This window comes from Caballeronia sp. GAFFF2, from assembly GCF_023631485.1.
In the GTDB taxonomy this organism is placed as follows: domain Bacteria; phylum Pseudomonadota; class Gammaproteobacteria; order Burkholderiales; family Burkholderiaceae; genus Caballeronia.
The window spans coordinates 274,405-291,847 of sequence record NZ_JALQDA010000006.1 but is presented as its reverse complement, the minus strand read 5'-3'; the positions used below and the strand labels follow the sequence as shown (position 1 = coordinate 291,847).

Here is a 17,443-nt window from a genome sequence, read left to right as displayed (position 1 = left end):
TCAGGCGATCATGCGCCGCCGATATTTGCGGCAAGGCGCGCCGCCAGTAGCTGTGAAGTCTAACGCACCGGTTACGGCCGGCGCGTGCCGCTTCGATTCGCTCGATGAAACAGGCGGGCGGTGCGAGTGAAACGAAGCACCCGCCGGCGTGCAACACCCTTTACCGCTTCTTCTCATCCTTGTGCTCGCGCCGCCAGGCTTCATCGAGTTCCGCGAGACGCGACAGCTTGTCGCCGATCTTGCCTTCCAGCCCGCGCGGCGTCGGCACATACCAGTGCGGGTCGCGCATGCCGTCCGGCAGATAGGTTTCACCGGCGGCATAGGCGTCCGGTTCGTCGTGCGCGTAGCGATACTCGTGGCCGTAGCCGAGCTCCTTCATCAACTTCGTCGGCGCGTTGCGCAGATGCACCGGCACGCCGCGCGACTGATCCTTGCCGACGAAGCGTCGTGCCTCGTTATACGCGTTGTAGCCCGCGTTCGATTTCGGCGCGACCGCCAGATAAATGAGCGCCTGCCCGAGCGCCAGTTCGCCCTCGGGCGAGCCGAGCCGCTCGTAAGTTTCGGCGGCATCGAGCGCGATGCGCGCGCCACGCGGATCGGCAAGACCGATATCTTCCCAGGCCATCCGGACGATGCGCCGCGCCAGATAACGCGCGTCCGCGCCGCCGTCGATCATGCGGCAAAACCAGTACAGCGCGGCGTCCGGATTGCTGCCGCGCACCGACTTGTGCAGCGCGCTGATCTGGTCGTAGAACGCGTCGCCGCCTTTGTCGAAACGGCGCAGATTTTCGGCGAGCGCGCTGCCGAGCAACGCGCCATCCACGTGCGTCTGCTTCTGCTGCGCGGCCGCGCGTGCGACGATTTCCAGGTTATTCAGGAGCTTGCGGCCGTCGCCATCGGCGGAACCGATCAGCGCGTCGCGCGATTCGTCGGTGAAGGTCAGGCCGCCGAGTTCAGTGCTTGCGCGCTCCAGCAGTTCTTTCAACTCGTCGGCGTCCAGGCTTTTCAGCACGTAGACGGCGGCCCGCGACAACAGCGCGCTGTTCACTTCGAACGACGGATTTTCGGTCGTCGCGCCGACGAACACGAACAGGCCCGACTCCACGTGCGGCAAGAACGCGTCCTGCTGGCTCTTGTTGAAGCGATGCACTTCATCGACGAACACGAGCGTCTGGCGCCCGTTCGCGCGATGAATCTGCGCCGTCTCGACCGCCTCGCGGATATCCTTCACGCCCGAGAGCACCGCCGAAAGCGAGATGAACTCGGCGTTGAAGGCAGCGGCCATGAGGCGCGCGAGCGTGGTCTTGCCGACGCCGGGCGGGCCCCAGAGGATCATCGAATGCGCTTCGCCCGATTCGAACGCGACACGCAGCGGCTTCGCCTGACCGAGCAGATGCTTCTGCCCGATCACGTCGTCGATGGTGCGGGGGCGCAGGCGTTCCGCGAGCGGGACGGTGCCACGGTTTTCGTCGAACATGTGCTTGCTGAGTGAGGTGAGGCGCCGACGGCCGGGTCACCGGACGCATTTTTGCCTATGCCGAACGGCAGAGCTAGCGCATTGCTCCGCGTGGCCGCAAAATCCGGGTCATTATGACAGCCGATGCTCGCGCGCGAGCGACGGCTTCGGACAAACCGCGAACAGACAAGATAAGGATCAAATCCAATGCAGCAAGAGGACACGTCGACTTACGCCCCGCTCATTCCCGTGCCGCCCGAACGGCGGGCCTTCGGCACCAGCGACGCCTTCGCGCTGTGGTTCTCGCTCGGCATCGGCCTGCTGGTCGCGCAGGCGGGCGCGCTGCTCGTGCCGGGTCTGTCGCTGCCGCACGCACTCGTGGCAATCGTCATCGGCACGGTGATCGGCGTGGTGCTGCTCGCGCTCGCGGGCGTGGTCGGCGCGGACACGGGGCTCGCCGCCATGTCCTCGCTGCGCCCGACGCTCGGTGTGCGCGGCGCGTCGGTGCCTGCCGTGCTCAACGCCGTTCAACTGGTCGGCTGGGGCTCGTTCGAAATCATCGTCATGCGCGATTCCGCGAACGCGCTCGCCAAACAATCTTTCAATCTGTCGATGCCGCTCGTCTGGACCGTGATCTTCGGCGTGCTCGCCACGCTGCTCGCGGTGAGCGGTCCGCTGTCCTTCGTGCGGCGCTTTCTGCGTACCTGGGGCATCTGGCTTTTGCTCGCGGGCGCGGGCTGGCTCACGTGGAATCTGCTGGCCAAGCAGGATCTGGCCGCGCTGCTGGCGCGTCCTGGCACCGGCGAGCTGGCGTTCGGCGCGGGGATCGATCTAGTCGTTGCCATGCCGCTTTCGTGGCTGCCGCTGATTGCCGATTACACGCGCTTTTCCCGCAGCGCGGGCGGCTCGTTTCGTGGCACGCTGCTCGGCTACGGCATCGCGAACCTGTGGTTCTACGCGCTCGGCGCGGTGTACGGGCTGGCCGCGGGCGGCGGCGATGCGCTCCTCACCATCGCGCTCGCGCAAGCGGGTGGCGGCATTGCGCTGCTCCTGATTCTCATCGATGAAATCGACAACGCCTTCGCCGATATCCACTCCGCCGCCGTCTCGACGGGCACGTTCTGGGCGCGCGTGAGCGTACCCGTGCTTTCCGCCGCGTTCGGCGCGCTCTGCACGCTGGTCGCGCTCGCCGTTGCCATGGGCAAGTATCAGAACTTCCTGCTGCTGATCGGTTCGGTGTTCGCGCCGCTATTCGGCGTGGTGCTGGCCGATCACTTCATCGTGAGAAAACGCCGCGTCGATCTCTCCGCGCTCGGCCAGTCCGTCGGCCGCTATGGCTATTCGGGCGGCTGGCACGTGAGCGCCTTTGTCGCGTGGGCGATCGGAATCGCGGCCTATCACGCGATCAACCAGTGGCTGCCGAATCTGGGCGCGACATTGCCATCGCTTGCGTTGGGCGCCGTCTGCTACTTGCTGCTGGTTTCAACGCGGCGGGCGGCGTTGGCTTCGTAACGTCTCGCCCGATTCACGCGCGCCGCTCGACGCCCGGAAACACGCACAACAATTCGAACGCAAGATTCGCCCCGAGCAGCGCCGTGGTCCCGAACGGATCGTACGGCGGCGCAACCTCCACCAAATCCGCCCCGACGATATTCAAGCCCCACGCGCCGCGCACGATCTCCAGCGCCTGCGGCACCGTCAGACCCGCGATTTCCGGCGTGCCGGTTCCGGGCGCGAACGCCGGATCGATGCCATCGATGTCGAAGGTGATATATACCGGCCCGTCGCCCATCTGTTCGCGCACTTCGGCCATCAGCGGCGCGAGCGACTTGTTCCAGCACTCCTCCGTCTGCACGACGCGAAAGCCCTGTTCGCGGCACCAGTCGAAATCGCTCGCCTCGTAGCCTGTGCCGCGCAGGCCGATCTGCACGACGCGCCCACAATCGAGCAAGCCCTCTTCCACCGCGCGGCGAAACGGCGTGCCGTGCGCGATCTTCTCGCCGAACATGGTGTCGTTGACGTCGGCGTGAGCGTCGATGTGAATGAGCCCGACCTTGCCGTGCTTCGCATGGATCGCCCGCAGAATCGGCAATGCGATGGTGTGATCGCCGCCAAGCGTGATCGGCTTGCAGTCGTGCGCGAGGATCTCGCCATATGCGCGCTCGATGCGGTCGATCGAATCCAGCAGGTTGTATGGATTGATCGCGACATCGCCGATATCGGCCACGCGCAGCGAGTCGAACGGCGCGGCGCGCGTCGCCATGTTGTACGGGCGCAGCAGTACCGATTCGCTGCGCACCTGACGCGGGCCGAAACGCGCGCCCGTGCGATTCGACGTACCGAGGTCGAACGGCACGCCGACGAAACAGACGTCGAGACCGGCGGCCGTCGGCACGTTCGGCAGACGCATCATCGTGGTGATGCCGCCGCAGCGCGGCATCTGATTGCCGGAAAGCGGTTGCGGACGTTCGGCGTTGAAGTGTTCGGCAGGCGTAAAGAGCGAAGACGTATTCATGGTGTCAAATGTTCCCGTTGAGCCAAAGATGGCGTATTAGTACCCGCTTTTGACCCAAGCTAAAATGGCGACGAAAACAACTTCACATCGATTCCAATCGATGTATAGGCGGCGCGCGTGTTCACTCATCTTTCCGACCTGGATTTGCGGCTCATACGCGTGTTTCTCGCCATCGTCGATGCAGGCGGCGTTTCCTCCGCGCAGGCCACGCTCAATGTTGGCCAGTCGACCATCAGCACGCAACTCGCGACGCTCGAAACGCGCCTCGGCTACCGGCTTTGCGAGCGCGGACGCGGCGGCTTCGCACTCACTTCGCGCGGCGAGCAATTCGTCGATGCATGCAGAGCGTTGCTCGCCGCTGTCGAAACGTTCGATTCCACCGCGCGCCATGTCGGCCGAAAACTCGTCGGCACGCTGACGCTCGGGATGATCGGCAACACGCCGGTGAGCGCGAATGCGCGCATCAGCGAGGCGATCGCGCGCTTCCGGCGACGCGACGAATCGGTGCGCCTATCCGTGCTCGTCCGCTCGCCAGGCGAACTCGAGGAAATGCTGCTTGCCGGCCGCATTCAGATGGCGATCGGCTACTTCTGGCATCGCGTGCCGTCGCTCGAATACACGCAGATCTTTGCCGAAGATCAGTTCGCGTACTGCGCGCGCGAGCATCCGCTTTTTGCACACGCGGGCAATGTGAGTCCGGACGATGCCGCCGATCATGCGTGGGCGTGGCGAAGCTATCCGCTGCCCGAAGCAGGCGCGCTCACGCCGCGCACTATCGGCGCGGTCGCGGACAACATGGAAGCCGTCGCCATGCTCGTGTTATCCGGGCGGCATCTCGGTTATCTGCCGGAGCATTTCGCCGCGCCTTATGTGAAAGACGGCTTGCTCGCCGCGTTGAATCCCGAGTTCATGCGTTATCGCGTGGCGTTTCACATGGTCGTGCGCGCCGAGCGTGGACGCGGCTCGCGCAATGCGAAGAACGATATCGTCGATGCATTCATCGAGGACATGACCGCCGCTCACACTGCTTAGACGCAGCTAAATAAGCAGTACGCATGCTTATTCGACAAGCATCGATTTCCGCGAGCAATTAGCAAAAGCCAATCACTCGACCGACACAATTTCTCCTAATATCCAAGCTAATCGCGTTATCTCAAAAATAAGCCGAATGATCGGATGTGCTTAATCACGTCGCGCGAAACACGGATTTTTCAACGGGGGAACAGATGGACCAAGCAAAGCTGAGAGAAACACGCCGGGTTGGATTGGCAGCGGCGCTCGCCGTGATGAGCGCCTATGCGGTATCCGCCCCGGTGTACACGATGCCCGGTGGCACGATCACATTCCGGGGCGCGCTGGTGGCGCCGCCGTTTGGCGTATCGACATCGACGGCGGCAACGTCCGCAACTTTTTCGGCGACGAACCATGCGAGCGACCAGACGGTCTCGGTGCACTTCACGCCGCCGCCAACCGACGCGCCGAACGCACGCGTCGCCATTGCCGGCAGCGTGTACGCGCGCTTCGCCGATGGCGCCGGACGTCAGACCGCACGCGGCAGCGATGGCACGTTTCACGTCGGCGCGACAGGCGGCGTGCTGTCCATGTCAGCGCCATCGACAGCGCTCGTGACGGTCGTCACCGACTATCAATAAGCCGGGCGCCCAACCTTACCCGTTGATCACGTCCGCGCCTTTCGGCACGTTGAACTTGAAGGTATCGCTCTTGATCGGCGGGTTCTTCTGAATGTTCGAGAACGTAAGAAGCGTGACGTTGCCGAACACGTCGTGCAGTTCCATGGCTTGCAGATTGCCGTCCTTGAAGCCGATGCCCACGCGTTCGAACTGCGTGTCCTTCGCTTTAGGCGTGAGTTCCAGCCAGTCGATGCCGCCCTTCTCGCCCGCATCGCGCGAGGTGAAGTTCTTGTCGAGGTCGTTGCTGCCGAAAAGGATGGCGGCGGGGCTTGCGCCAAGCGCGCCGCCAAGCGTGCGAACGGTGACCTGGTTCAAGTCCTTGTCATAGACGTAGAGCTTGTCGCCGTCCGCCTGCAAAACCTGCGAGTACGGCTTTTCATACGACCAGATGAACTTGCCCGGCCGCGCGAACATGAATGTGCCGCTGGAGGTCACACCCTTGGTCGGCGTAGTCGTGGAGCTTGCGCCGTTATTGACCTTGCCTGGCGCCTTGACTTCCTGTTGCGTGAATTCGCCGCGTGCCGCGTGGACTTGCGAAACGAAGGCCTTCAGCTGCTCCGTGCCACTCGCGTACGCGTGCGATGCAAACAGCATCGACGCGGACAGCAGCGCGGCGCCGAATACCTTCTTCCCCGTGTGTTGCTTCATGCTTTTGTTCTCCATTCAAAACACGTCGGCGCTTAATCGGAATCGCGCGCCGGCGTCAGAATCTCGCGGTTGCCGTTCGACGACATCGACGAAACGAGCCCGGAGTTCTCCATCTGTTCGAGCAGCCGCGCCGCTCGGTTATAGCCAATGCGCAGATGCCGCTGCACGAGCGAGATCGAAGCGCGCTTGTTCTTGATGACCACTTCCACCGCCTGATCGTAAAGCGGGTCGGACTCGCCATCGGTCGCGCCGCCTGCGCCGGGCGCGCCTTCTTCACCCTCGCCGGCCAGTCCGCCTTCGAGAATGCCTTCGATATAGTTCGGCTCGCCGTGCTCCTTGAGCTTGTCGACCACGCGATGCACTTCTTCATCCGACACGAACGCGCCATGCACGCGCACCGGCAGACCCGAGCCTGGAGGCAGATAAAGCATGTCGCCCATGCCGAGCAACGATTCCGCGCCCTGCTGATCGAGAATCGTGCGCGAATCGATCTTCGACGACACCTGGAACGCCATGCGCGTCGGCACGTTTGCCTTGATGAGGCCCGTGATGACATCGACGGACGGCCGCTGCGTCGCGAGAATCAGATGGATGCCCGCCGCGCGCGCCTTCTGCGCGATCCGCGCGATCAACTCCTCGACCTTCTTGCCGACGACCATCATCAGATCGGCCAGTTCGTCGATGACCACGACGATATGCGGCAGACGCGCGAGCGGCTCGGGTTCGTCCGGCGTGAGGCTGAACGGGTTCGGAATGGTTTCGTCGCGCTTCTTCGCTTCGTCGATCTTGCTGTTGAAGCTCGCGAGATTGCGCACGCCCATCTTGCTCATGAGCTTGTAGCGCCGCTCCATTTCCGCGACCGCCCAGTTGAGTGCGTGACCCGCCTGCCGCATGTCGGTGACGACCGGACACAGCAGATGCGGAATGCCTTCGTAGACGCTCATTTCAAGCATCTTCGGGTCGATGAGGATGAGCCGCACCTGATCCGCGCTTGCCTTGTAGAGCAGCGAAAGAATCATCGCGTTGATGCCGACGGACTTGCCCGAACCCGTGGTGCCCGCGACCAGCAAGTGCGGCATCTTGGCAAGATCGGCGCAGACCGGATTGCCGCCGATGTCCTTGCCAAGGCCCATTGTTAGCGGCGAGGCGGCGGCTGCGTAGACCTCGGAGCCGAGAATCTCGGAGAGCTTCACGGTCTGGCGGCGCTGGTTCGGCAATTCGAGCGCCATGAAGTTCTTGCCTGGAATGGTTTCGACGACGCGGATGGACACGAGCGACAACGAGCGCGCCAGATCCTTCGCGAGCCCGACGATCTGGCTGCCCTTCACGCCCGTGGCCGGTTCGATCTCGTAACGCGTCACGACCGGCCCCGGATACGCCGCGACCACGCTCACTTCCACGCCGAAGTCCTTCAGCTTCTTTTCGATGAGACGCGAGGTGTATTCCAGCGTGTCGGCAGCAATGGTTTCCTGGGTTTTCGGCGGCGCATCGAGCAACGCGAGCGGCGGCAAGGTGGAATCGCCCGGCAGGTCCTTGAAGAGCGGCACCTGCTTCTCTTTCTCCGCGCGCTCGGAGCGCGGCGGCGTGGCGACCGGCGGCACGATCACGACCGGCTCGTGATCTTCCTGCTTCACGCGTGAGCGCACGACCTTGCCTTCGCGCTTGGTCGCCGCTTCCTCGCCGAGCTTGCGGTCGCGGCCCGCTTCGCGCCGGAGTTGCGCGCCGGTGATCGCGGTGAGAATGCCGTCGCCGACTTTTTCGCACACGGACAACCACGAGAAGCGGAAATAGAGCGACAAGCCGATGGCCAGCGCGATCAGCAGAAAGAGCGTCGCCCCCGTGAAGCCAAGCGCATGGGAAACATGGCGCGCGACCATGTCGCCGACCACACCGCCCGGCGCGCGCGGCAGCGGCACCTTGAGCGACCACATGCGCAACGCCTCGATGCCATCGCTTGCGAGCAGCACGAGCACGAACGCGAATGCCTCGGCGAGCCAGGTGCGATCGCGCGGGGTGTCGTCGTCGGCGAGCGCGGGTTGCGTGATGCGCCGGTAATTCGCGACGATCCGCCTCCCGAGCAGCACGACAAACCAGTACGACGAGAGCCCGAACGCGAGCAGCAGGATATCGGACGTGTTGGCGCCGACGCGCCCAGCCCAGTTCGAAATGTGATCCACGCTGATGGCGTGCATCCAGCTCGGGTCTTTCCGGCTATAGGAAAGGAGCGCCATGACGAGAAACAGTCCGAGCGCAACCTGGAGAATCCAGCGAATCTCGGTGAAGAGCCGCGACATGCGGTGCGGCAGCGCCTGCGGGCTCGCGGAATAGGATGCTTTGGCCATTGATTCGGAGTCGCTTGTCGCGGCTTATAAAGTGCCGCATATAAGGTGGCCTATTGTAAACGCTGCATTGCGGTGAACGGCGCAAAAAGGCGTCCGTGCTTGCAACCTGTAACACTCGTCACACGCAAACGCTCGTGATTTAAGCCACGATTAAGCAACGATTTTTTCGTGATTCCTGCGACGCTCGGCTATCAAACCGATTGAAAGGTTCACTCGGAAGGCTTTTGCAACGGCCTTTATAATTGATCCCTTGCACCCAACTAGAGTTCGTCGGGGCTGCAATGGCGCGTCGCGGTCATGAGCCGCTTTTCGCGCCGGGCGTCGAAGTTGCCGCGCCACAACCCGACGGCCATCAATAACGGACCAAACGCCATGTCATCGACCAAACACGCCAAAGTGCTGATTCTCGGTTCCGGCCCCGCCGGCTATTCGGCCGCCGTCTACGCCGCGCGCGCGAATCTGTCGCCGCTGCTCATCACCGGCTTAGCTCAGGGCGGTCAGTTGATGACCACCACCGACGTCGAAAACTGGCCGGGCGATCCCACGGGCGTGCAGGGTCCGGAACTCATGCAGCGCCTCGAAGAACACGCGCGCAACTTCAACACCGAGATCGTCTTCGATCACATCCATACGGCGAAGCTCAACGAGCGTCCGCTGCGGTTGATCGGCGACTCGGGCGAGTACACGTGCGACTCGCTCATCATCGCGACGGGCGCATCGGCGCAATATCTCGGCGATCCTTCCGAAGAAGCGTTCATGGGCAAGGGCGTGTCGGCGTGCGCTACCTGCGACGGCTTCTTCTATCGCAACGGCGAAGTGGCGGTGATCGGCGGCGGCAATACGGCGGTCGAGGAAGCCATTTACCTTGCGGGCATCGCGAAGAAGGTCACGGTGATCCATCGTCGCGACAAGTTCCGCGCCGAGCCCATTCTCATCGACCGCTTGCTGGCGAAGGAAAAGGAAGGCGTCGTCGATATCAAGTGGAACCACGTGCTCGACGAAGTGCTCGGCGACGCGACCGGCGTGACCGGCCTGCGCGTGAAGAGCACCGAAACCGGCGATACCACCGATGTCAAGCTGCAAGGCGTGTTCGTCGCAATCGGTCACAAGCCGAACACCGATCTCTTCACCAACCAGCTCGAAATGAAGAACGGCTACATCATCACGAAGGGCGGCACGACGGGCGACGCAACGTCCACCAGCATCCCCGGCGTGTTCGCGGCGGGCGACGTGCAGGATCACGTGTATCGTCAGGCAATCACGAGCGCCGGAACCGGTTGTATGGCGGCGCTGGATGCGCAACGTTATCTGGAAACCATCGACGAAACGCCCACGCCGCACTCGATGAGCCACGAAAAGGATCGTTGAGCGACCGCGCGCGCGTCGGACCGTTAGAATGGTTGCCGGCGCGCAGCGTACTGCTCACTGAGTTCAGCCGCATCGAGGGTTGAACCAGACTGAAGAACGGGCCACGGTTCGCGCCGCCGGCCCGTTTTTATTTTCGCGAGCGCCGTTGCGTGCAGGTGCATGGCGCCGCGCGTGGCACAATCGGCGCGCTGCGTTTGACCGTCCCGCGCTTATCCGTTGGCCGAACGATGCCGAAAAACCAACCTCATCCGAACGAACCGAAACTGCGGCGCGCCGCCACGCCGCAAGTCAGCGCGCCTGTCGAAGCGAAACCCGTCGATGTCGCCGAAGCGGTGAAACGCGAAGGGCTCGCCGGACTCGGATCGCTGAAAAGCGCGTTGAAGGCGCAGGCGGAGAAGCGCGAGGTGGAACGCGTCGCGGCCGTGCGTGCGGAACGCGAAACGTTGGCCGAGGCCGATGAGTTTCGCCGCGCCATCGGCGAAATCGAGCCATTGAAGACGCCGCCGCGCATCGCTATCGCTCGCGTGCCGCCGCCACCGCTTCCGCTGCAAAGCTGGCGCGACGAGGAAGCGGTGCTGCAGGAAGCGCTCTCCGACGAATACGACCCGGAAAGCCTGCTCGATATCGACGAGACGCTTTCCTACTGTCGTCCGGGCATCAGTCAGGAGGTCGTGAGGAAGTTGCGGCGCGGCGCGTGGATCGTTCAGGCGCAACTCGATCTGCACGGCATGCGCCGCGAGGAAGCGCGCGAGGCGCTTGCGGAGTTCATCCGCGAAGCCGTGAAGCGCGGGCTGCGCTGTCTGCGCGTGATTCACGGCAAGGGGCTCGGGTCCGTCGGCCGCGAGCCGGTGCTCAAGGGCAAGGTGCGCGCGTGGCTCGTGCAGAAGGTCGAAGTGATTGCGTTCTGTCAGGCGCGTCCGCACGATGGCGGCGCGGGCGCCGTGCTCGTGCTGCTGCAACCGGCGAGCGCGCCGCGACATCATCAACATCCACAAGACAAGAACCGCAAAGCGGGTTAGAACGTGCATCCCAGGCTGACTCTCGCCATTTCCATCATGGAGGCGTTCGCGATTTTCGCGTATGCGTTCTCCGGTCTCATCGAGGCGCGCAAGCGCCGGCTCGACGCCGTCGGCGCCTTTCTCGTCGCCCTCGCCACGGCTTTCGGCGGCGGCACCGTGCGCGACGTGCTGCTGTCACGCCGGCCGTTCTATTGGGTCGAGCATCAGGAATACGTGTTCGTCATCTTCGCGATGGCGATTTTCGCGCCCTTCTTTCTACGCGTGACGACGCGTCTGTTCGATCAGCGCGCGCTCCTCATCACCGATGCGATCGGCCTCGGACTCTTCAGCGTCTCGGGCACTTCCATCGCGCTCGATGCGCAAATGCCCGTTTTCACCGCGACGATGATGGGCGTGACCACCGGCGTGTTCGGCGGCATCATGCGCGACGTGCTGTGCAACGAGATTCCGCTGATCCTGCGCGATTCGCGGCCGTATGCAGTCTGCGCGTTCGCGGGCTGCTGGATGTATATCGGGCTCGAACAGCTTCAGGTGGACACGATCTACAACGTGCTGCTGTCTACGGCTTTCATTCTGGTCGCGCGGCTCGTCACCTTCAAATTCGATATCCGACTGCCGCATTAGTCGAACTGCATGGGCCGAGCCGCACTGGCTGCGCACGAACGGGCGGGAAAACCCGTCTATTTGCTACAATCGCACAGTTTTCAAACCCGCCTGAAGCTGCCTGAAAGTCTGACCCGGCGGCCTTCGCGGCTACCCTTCTTGCAGAACGACGCACAACGACGCACAACGACGCACAACGAACATGAACATCGAGCAAGCGCGTTTCAACATGATCGAGCAGCAGATTCGTCCTTGGGAAGTACTGGACCAGGAGATTCTGAATCTGCTGTCGCTCATCAAGCGCGAGAACTTCGTTCCCGCCGCGTACCGCAATATCGCTTTCGCGGACCTCGAAATTCCGCTTCCCGGCGGCGAGCGCATGCTGTCGCCAAAGGTCGAGGCGCGGGTTCTGCAAGAACTGGCCATTCACAAGGGTGAGACGGTGCTGGAAATCGGCGCGGGCTCGGGCTATATGGCGGCGCTCCTCGCGCATCGCGGCCGCAGCGTGACCACGGTTGAAATCTCGCCGGAACTCGCCGAGTTCGCGAAGCAGAATCTTGCGGCGAACGGTGTGTCGAACGCGCATGTGGTTCACGGCGACGGCGCGCGGGGCTTGGCCGACGGCGCGCCTTATGACGTGATCTGCGTTTCGGGCGGCATGCCGGTCATGCCGCAGGAATTGCTCGAACAGTTGAAAGTGGGCGGGCGTATCGCCGCTTTCGTCGGCACGGCGCCGGTCATGAAGGCGCAGATCATCACGCGGGTCGACGAAAAGCAATTCCGCGTGTCCGATGTCTTCGAAACGCTCGTCGCGCCGCTGCAAAACGCGGTGCATCCTTCGCTATTCAGGTTCTGATTCGGTGCGTTCGGGCCGGGCGCCGCCCGGCTTTCGCCATCGTCCTTACTCGATTCCATGCAAAATCTGACCGCACCCGAACTCGCCGCGTGGCTTGCCGACACCTCGCGCCCCGCTCCCGTTTTGCTCGACGTGCGCGAGCCGTGGGAACTGCAGACCGCGAAGCTCGACAAGATCGTGTCGATTCCCATGCGCGACATCCCCGCGCGTAGCGAAGAACTCGACGACGACGCGCAGATCGTCTGCATTTGCCACCACGGTGCGCGCAGCGCGCAGGTCGGCATGTTTCTGGAGTCGCGCGGCTTCACGAACGTGTTCAATCTGTACGGCGGCATCGACGCGTGGTCGCGTCAGGTCGATCCTTCGGTGCCAACGTATTGAACCGAGCCTGAATCCGAGCCTTCAGGCCAGCCAACGAAAAAGCCGCATGCGTTTGAAGCGCATGCGGCTTTTTTGTGTCGAAACGAAAGCGTCAGACCACGTTCATTGCCAGCGCGCTTGCGCGATAATGCTCCGCGGCCTTTTCGGTATCGCCAAGTTGCTCGTGCAGACGCGCCAGCGCGCGATGCGTCCGAATACGCAACGGCTCGTCTTCAGCCAGCTTCAGCGCCGATTCGAGAAACGCCTGCGCCTTGCCCCACAATTGCTGATGCAGGCACAGACGACCGAGCGTGAAAAGCAGGTCGGCGTCTTCGGTGCGTTCCTTTTGCCAGGCTTCGGCGCGCTGAATGAGCGGCAAGGCGTCGCCCCCGACGATGCAATCCGGATAACGCCGCAACAACCGCGCATCCCAGTTCACGGCAAGCGCGTCTTCGATAATCTTCTTCGCTTCCGCCCGACGATCCAGCGCGATCAGCAGTTCGGCGGCGAGATCGGCGAGACGCGGCGACTGACGCTCTACCGGCGACAATGATTGCCACAGTTCGAGCAGCGCATCTGGATTATGCCGGCGATCGCGCAGCAGGTTTTCCGCCGCGACTTGCCGCAGCCGCACGGCGACCGCGGGATGCAGCGCCTCGCGCTTTTCCAGCATGCGCACGAGCTTCAGCACTTCGCCCCAGTTCTTCAACTGCTGCTGGGCGCGCAACGCGATCTGCTGCGCATGGATGCGCCGCCCGCCCTGCGCCTGGATCTCGGTCAGCGCGACGAGCGCGCCGTCCGCGTCGCGGCCATCGGCGCGCATGTCGGCGGTGGCCATCAGGCGCGCGTCCTGCCAGTCCGCGCCGCCGACTTGCGCGAGCCACTCGTCGCGACGCGCGTATTCATGCAGCCGATGCGCCGCGTTCGCGCCGATCAAGCCCGCCGCGCCCTTGTTGTCCTCGACACTCAACGCATCGCGCGCGGCTTTCTCGGCCTTCGAGAAGCGGCCCGCGTACAGATGGCCGATCGCATCGCGCAAGGACGCGTTCGCCTTCGCAAGCTTGCTGCGCGTGCGATACGCCGCCACGCGCGACGGCATCTTCCACACGCCGCGGATCGCGCGGATCAGCGCATAGAGCGCGAGAAACAGCACGACCAGCGCCACGACAAACAGATTGAGCGACATGTCGATGCGATATGGCGGCAGCACGAGCAGAATCTGCCCGCCATTGAAGCCGCCGACCGTCGCGATGATCGCCGCAACGACGAACAACAGCGCAATCCAGATGAGTCCACGAATCGTCATCATCCGCCTCGCTTGAACTGGTGCACGGCGGCGAGGCTCGCGTCCAGGTTCGGCACGGCGACGGCCATCGACGCCTGATCGACCTGCTTCACGAGATCGCGCACGGCCTGAACCGCTTTCGACGAGGGATCGAAGTAGCGGGCAAGCGCGGCATCGGCGGCTTTCAGGTCGGACTTGAGCGTAGGCTCGCTGCGCGAAAGCAGAGAAAGACGCGCGGACAACAGACGCAGCTTCACGTTCTGGCGCACGAAGTAACCCTGATCCGGCGACGTGAGCATGGCGTCCGCATTGTCGATACGCCGCACCGACACGAGACTCGACAACTGCTGCCCGATGCCGCTCGTGATCTGATACCACAGCACCTTCCAGCGCGGCACGCCGGTCGCCGCAGCAATCGACGCGCTGTCACCCGGTTCTGACGCGCGAGCGCGCGCCGGATCGATCGGCGCTTCGCCGGACAGCGGCAAGCTGTCGATGCGGTCGATCGCCGTATCGAGCTTGATCGCGAGACCCGTGAGGTCGGTGGTCGGCGTGGCCTTGAGCTTGTCCATGTCCTGCGCGACGGCCTTGCGGATCGCCACGACCTGCGGACCGTTCGTGGCGGCCAACCGCGTGTCGGCGCTTTGCAGCGCGAAGAGCGCGAGTTGCACGTTGCCGGTCAATTGCAATTGCTGGCTTGCGCTCGACAGAATCTGCTCGACTTCGGCAACCGTCCAGTCGTCGCGATTGCTCGCGAGGTCCTGATACTGCTGCTGCAACGCCTGGCTGTGCGCCTCGGCGTCATTGAGCTTGCCCTGCAACTGAATGACCTGCGTATTGAGCGCGGCGGTCGAACTCGCGGCTTCGTCGGCCTTGGCGCGCAGTTGCGCGTCTTGCGCGTTGGCCTCTTCGACGCGCTGTGCGAGCGCCTGGTTATTGCGTTCGAACTTGCGGTTGAGCGCATAGCCGCCCGCGCCCGCAGCGATCGCGAGGATAACGATGACGAACCACAACAACACCGTGCCCGCGCCGCCGCGCCGCTTCTGCTGCTCGTAGGGCGTGAAAGGCGTATTGGGCGGAGGCGGTGGCACGTTGGGCTGAGGTGAAGCTTTGTTGGAATCGTTCGAATCAGTCATGCGTGATTGAGCCGTTTGGTGGGCCGGCGCGGCGGCCGGTTGCGTGTCCGGCGATGCATCCGCCGGTGCGGGCTTCGCGTGCGTTTCACGTGCTTGATTGGTGTGAGGTTCAGCCTGAATTCCAGCCGATTTGCGCGGGTAAAGCGCATCGACTGCCTGCACGATGCGCTCGTCGCCGGCGCCGGACACCGTCATCCTATCAAAACCCGCTTGCCGCGCGGCCTGCTCGATACGCGGATGCGGGCAGATCACCTGCGCGTGCCGCAGCCGCGTGATCTCGTCGGCGGTGAGATGTTCGCGCGCGAGTTCGTCGAGATTGCGCACGCCTTCGGAACTCGTCAGCAGCCACGCGTGCGGGTTGCCCGCGAGCAGCGTGTGGATGCGCTCCCACTTGTGCATGGACGGTTCGGGCAGCACGCGGCGATACGCCGCCGCCTTCTCCACTTGCGCGCCCGCTTCGGTGAGGCGCTCGGCGAGCCACTCGCGCCCGCCATCGCCACGCACGATCAGCACGCGCTTGCCTTCCAGACCGTTCTCGCCGAGCGCGGCTTCGATTGCCGTGTAGAGCGCTTCGGAATCGAAACGCGGATCGGCTTCTTCCGCCGACGGACTGATCACGCGATACGCCGGCGCGCTCACGCCTTGCCGCGCCAGCGCCGCGACGCTGCCCGGACCCACGACGGCCACCGGCACGTCCACAGGCCACGGCGCGAAAAGACGGCTGAACGCATGATCGATCGCATTCGGCGAGACGAAAACCACGAGCGCGTAACGTTGCGGCCCGTAGAGTTCGTCGAGGGCCGCGCGCAAAGAAGCGTCGTCGGCGACGGGCGCGATGTCGATGAGTGGAAACTCGAGCGTCTCGAAACCGGCATCGGCGAGAAGCGCGATGAGCGCAGCCGATTGTCCCGCAGGCCGCGTGACGACGATGGTGGCGCGACGCTCGCTCGCCATCAGTGCTTGCCCGCCGTCGAAGGCGGGATCAGGTCGGGATTGGCCGCGTCGTTGCCGGGGCTTCGGTTCGGCCCGTCCGGGTGGCTGATGGTGGTTAGCGCGTTGACGATCTCCATGGCGCCCTGCGCTTCGAGATCCGCCGATACGCGCAAACCCAGTTCGAGCGCGGCGGCAAGATCGGGCGTGGCGATGCGTTCTTCCGCGTTCAAGACGCGCGTGCCATCCGGCGTCGAGACCGCGCCGCGCAAGTACAGCGAATCGTTCTCCCAATGCGCGTAAGCGGCCAACGGCACTTCACAGCTGCCACCAAGCGCACGCGACACGGCGCGCTCCGCTTCGACGGCAAGCGCGGTCGCTTCGTGATGCAAGGGCGCGAGCCACGCGACGAGATCGGCGCGATCCGCACGAATCTCGATGCCGAGCGCACCCTGCCCCGCCGCCGGCAGACTGTCGGTTTCATCCAGATACGCGCGGATGCGTCCTTCGAGACCAAGCCGTATCAGACCGGCCGCCGCGAGAATGATGGCCGCGTATTCGCCGCGATCCAGCTTGCCTAGACGCGTGTCGAGATTGCCGCGCAGCGGCCGCACTTCGAGATGCGGATAGCGCGCGCGAATCATGGCTTCGCGGCGCAGGCTCGAGGTTCCGACCACGCTGCCCGCCGGCAACGCAGCGAGCGAATCGAAGTGCGAAGAGACGAACGCATCGCGCGGATCTTCACGTTCGAGAATCGCGCTGAGTGCGAAGCCTTCGGGGAGTTGCATCGGCACGTCTTTGAGCGAATGAACCGCGAGATCGGCGCGGCCGTCGGCGAGCGCGGCTTCCAGTTCCTTGACGAACAAACCCTTGCCGCCGACCTTCGATAACGTGCGATCGAGAATCTGATCGCCGCGCGTCGTCATTCCGAGAATTTTGACGTCGCAAGATGGATATAATTTGTGCAGCGCACACTGCACGTGCTCGGCTTGCCACATCGCCAGCCGGCTTTCCCGCGAAACGATTGTGAGGCTCGCGGGCGGTGTCGTTGAATGCGTCTCGGAATTCATTGAAGCTCGATCGAATGACGGGATGGATAAATAGACATTAGCTAACAATGGTAGCACGCAGGCCAGGGTCGACCTGAAGACACGCGGCGCGCCAGAGCCTTAGTCCGCGCGCCTTTCGAAGCGTTCAGCACGCGTTCCGGTAGCGGAAGGCAAAGCGGCTGCGG

General features: G+C 63.7%; 15 protein-coding genes. 8 read left to right on the top strand and 7 right to left on the bottom strand.

From position 1 onward, the window contains the following. Nucleotides 1-160 precede the first annotated feature (160 nt). Nucleotides 161-1,477, bottom strand: a complete 1,317-nt coding sequence (locus NCT04_RS03865) for a replication-associated recombination protein A (RefSeq protein WP_250463673.1) — start codon at nucleotides 1,475-1,477, stop codon at nucleotides 161-163. Between the two features lie 186 nt (nucleotides 1,478-1,663). On the opposite strand from NCT04_RS03865, the gene cytX reads away from it, so the two are divergent. After that, nucleotides 1,664-2,968 carry a putative hydroxymethylpyrimidine transporter CytX gene (gene cytX, locus NCT04_RS03860; RefSeq protein ID WP_250463670.1) on the top strand — a complete coding sequence of 435 codons (1,305 nt, stop codon included), beginning with the start codon at nucleotides 1,664-1,666 and terminating at the stop codon, nucleotides 2,966-2,968. A 13-nt stretch (nucleotides 2,969-2,981) separates the two neighbouring features. On the opposite strand, the gene speB is transcribed toward cytX, so the two are convergent. Next, nucleotides 2,982-3,971 carry an agmatinase gene (gene speB / locus NCT04_RS03855; RefSeq protein WP_250463667.1) on the bottom strand — a complete coding sequence of 330 codons (990 nt, stop codon included), beginning with the start codon at nucleotides 3,969-3,971 and terminating at the stop codon, nucleotides 2,982-2,984. 117 nt (nucleotides 3,972-4,088) lie between these two features. Between speB and NCT04_RS03850 the strand changes: the two genes are divergently transcribed. After that, entirely contained in the window at nucleotides 4,089-5,003 is a 915-nt protein-coding gene (locus NCT04_RS03850) for a LysR family transcriptional regulator (RefSeq protein WP_250463663.1), read from the top strand. Between the two features lie 194 nt (nucleotides 5,004-5,197). After that, nucleotides 5,198-5,623 carry a hypothetical protein gene (locus tag NCT04_RS03845; RefSeq protein WP_250463660.1) on the top strand — a complete coding sequence of 142 codons (426 nt, stop codon included), beginning with the start codon at nucleotides 5,198-5,200 and terminating at the stop codon, nucleotides 5,621-5,623. Nucleotides 5,624-5,638: 15 nt separating this feature from the next. Here NCT04_RS03845 and lolA read toward each other — a convergent pair whose 3' ends face one another. Both lolA and NCT04_RS03835 read right to left on the bottom strand, forming a co-directional pair. Next, on the bottom strand, nucleotides 5,639-6,310 hold the full coding sequence (lolA, locus tag NCT04_RS03840; protein WP_250463657.1) for an outer membrane lipoprotein chaperone LolA: 672 nt from the start codon (nucleotides 6,308-6,310) through the stop codon (nucleotides 5,639-5,641). Between the two features lie 32 nt (nucleotides 6,311-6,342). Next, nucleotides 6,343-8,652 (bottom strand): DNA translocase FtsK, encoded by a 2,310-nt coding sequence (locus NCT04_RS03835; protein WP_250463655.1) that lies wholly within the window; start codon nucleotides 8,650-8,652, stop codon nucleotides 6,343-6,345. Between the two features lie 372 nt (nucleotides 8,653-9,024). Between NCT04_RS03835 and trxB the strand changes: the two genes are divergently transcribed. The 5 genes from trxB to NCT04_RS03810 all read left to right on the top strand — a co-directional run bounded on the left by trxB (nucleotide 9,025) and on the right by NCT04_RS03810 (nucleotide 12,879). Continuing rightward, nucleotides 9,025-10,020: a thioredoxin-disulfide reductase gene (gene trxB, locus NCT04_RS03830; protein ID WP_250463652.1), complete on the top strand. Its 996-nt coding sequence runs from the start codon at nucleotides 9,025-9,027 to the stop codon at nucleotides 10,018-10,020. A 227-nt stretch (nucleotides 10,021-10,247) separates the two neighbouring features. Beyond that, nucleotides 10,248-11,039, top strand: a complete 792-nt coding sequence (locus NCT04_RS03825) for a Smr/MutS family protein (protein ID WP_250463650.1) — start codon at nucleotides 10,248-10,250, stop codon at nucleotides 11,037-11,039. 3 nt (nucleotides 11,040-11,042) lie between these two features. After that, nucleotides 11,043-11,663: a trimeric intracellular cation channel family protein gene (locus NCT04_RS03820; RefSeq protein ID WP_244827323.1), complete on the top strand. Its 621-nt coding sequence runs from the start codon at nucleotides 11,043-11,045 to the stop codon at nucleotides 11,661-11,663. 181 nt (nucleotides 11,664-11,844) lie between these two features. Then, on the top strand, nucleotides 11,845-12,498 hold the full coding sequence (locus tag NCT04_RS03815; RefSeq protein ID WP_244827322.1) for a protein-L-isoaspartate O-methyltransferase family protein: 654 nt from the start codon (nucleotides 11,845-11,847) through the stop codon (nucleotides 12,496-12,498). A gap of 57 nt (nucleotides 12,499-12,555) precedes the next feature. Beyond that, nucleotides 12,556-12,879, top strand: a complete 324-nt coding sequence (locus NCT04_RS03810) for a rhodanese-like domain-containing protein (RefSeq protein WP_250463648.1) — start codon at nucleotides 12,556-12,558, stop codon at nucleotides 12,877-12,879. 91 nt (nucleotides 12,880-12,970) lie between these two features. Here the strand turns inward: NCT04_RS03810 and NCT04_RS03805 are convergent, their stop codons facing one another. Genes NCT04_RS03805 through hemC form a run of 3 tightly spaced genes read right to left on the bottom strand, consistent with a single transcriptional unit; the run spans nucleotide 12,971 to nucleotide 17,279 of the window. Beyond that, nucleotides 12,971-14,164, bottom strand: a complete 1,194-nt coding sequence (locus tag NCT04_RS03805; protein ID WP_244827980.1) for a heme biosynthesis protein HemY — start codon at nucleotides 14,162-14,164, stop codon at nucleotides 12,971-12,973. After that, nucleotides 14,164-16,233, bottom strand: coding sequence for a fused uroporphyrinogen-III synthase HemD/membrane protein HemX (gene hemDX / locus NCT04_RS03800; protein WP_250463646.1), 2,070 nt, complete (start codon nucleotides 16,231-16,233; stop codon nucleotides 14,164-14,166). The genes NCT04_RS03805 and hemDX overlap by 1 nt, the downstream gene beginning before the upstream one ends. After that, on the bottom strand, nucleotides 16,233-17,279 hold the full coding sequence (gene hemC / locus NCT04_RS03795) for a hydroxymethylbilane synthase (protein WP_244827319.1): 1,047 nt from the start codon (nucleotides 17,277-17,279) through the stop codon (nucleotides 16,233-16,235). The genes hemDX and hemC overlap by 1 nt, the downstream gene beginning before the upstream one ends. Between the last annotated feature and the right edge of the window lie 164 nt (nucleotides 17,280-17,443).

Coding starts and splice junctions, on each gene's coding strand:
- lolA (WP_250463657.1), bottom strand. CDS start 6,310: ATGAAGCAACACACGGGGAAGAAGGTATTCGGCGCCGCGCTGCTGTCC.
- hemDX (WP_250463646.1), bottom strand. CDS start 16,233: ATGGCGAGCGAGCGTCGCGCCACCATCGTCGTCACGCGGCCTGCGGGA.
- NCT04_RS03835 (WP_250463655.1), bottom strand. CDS start 8,652: ATGGCCAAAGCATCCTATTCCGCGAGCCCGCAGGCGCTGCCGCACCGC.
- trxB (WP_250463652.1), top strand. CDS start 9,025: ATGTCATCGACCAAACACGCCAAAGTGCTGATTCTCGGTTCCGGCCCC.
- cytX (WP_250463670.1), top strand. CDS start 1,664: ATGCAGCAAGAGGACACGTCGACTTACGCCCCGCTCATTCCCGTGCCG.
- NCT04_RS03815 (WP_244827322.1), top strand. CDS start 11,845: ATGAACATCGAGCAAGCGCGTTTCAACATGATCGAGCAGCAGATTCGT.
- speB (WP_250463667.1), bottom strand. CDS start 3,971: ATGAATACGTCTTCGCTCTTTACGCCTGCCGAACACTTCAACGCCGAA.
- NCT04_RS03865 (WP_250463673.1), bottom strand. CDS start 1,477: ATGTTCGACGAAAACCGTGGCACCGTCCCGCTCGCGGAACGCCTGCGC.
- NCT04_RS03845 (WP_250463660.1), top strand. CDS start 5,198: ATGGACCAAGCAAAGCTGAGAGAAACACGCCGGGTTGGATTGGCAGCG.
- NCT04_RS03810 (WP_250463648.1), top strand. CDS start 12,556: ATGCAAAATCTGACCGCACCCGAACTCGCCGCGTGGCTTGCCGACACC.
- NCT04_RS03805 (WP_244827980.1), bottom strand. CDS start 14,164: ATGACGATTCGTGGACTCATCTGGATTGCGCTGTTGTTCGTCGTTGCG.
- NCT04_RS03825 (WP_250463650.1), top strand. CDS start 10,248: ATGCCGAAAAACCAACCTCATCCGAACGAACCGAAACTGCGGCGCGCC.
- hemC (WP_244827319.1), bottom strand. CDS start 17,279: ATGAATTCCGAGACGCATTCAACGACACCGCCCGCGAGCCTCACAATC.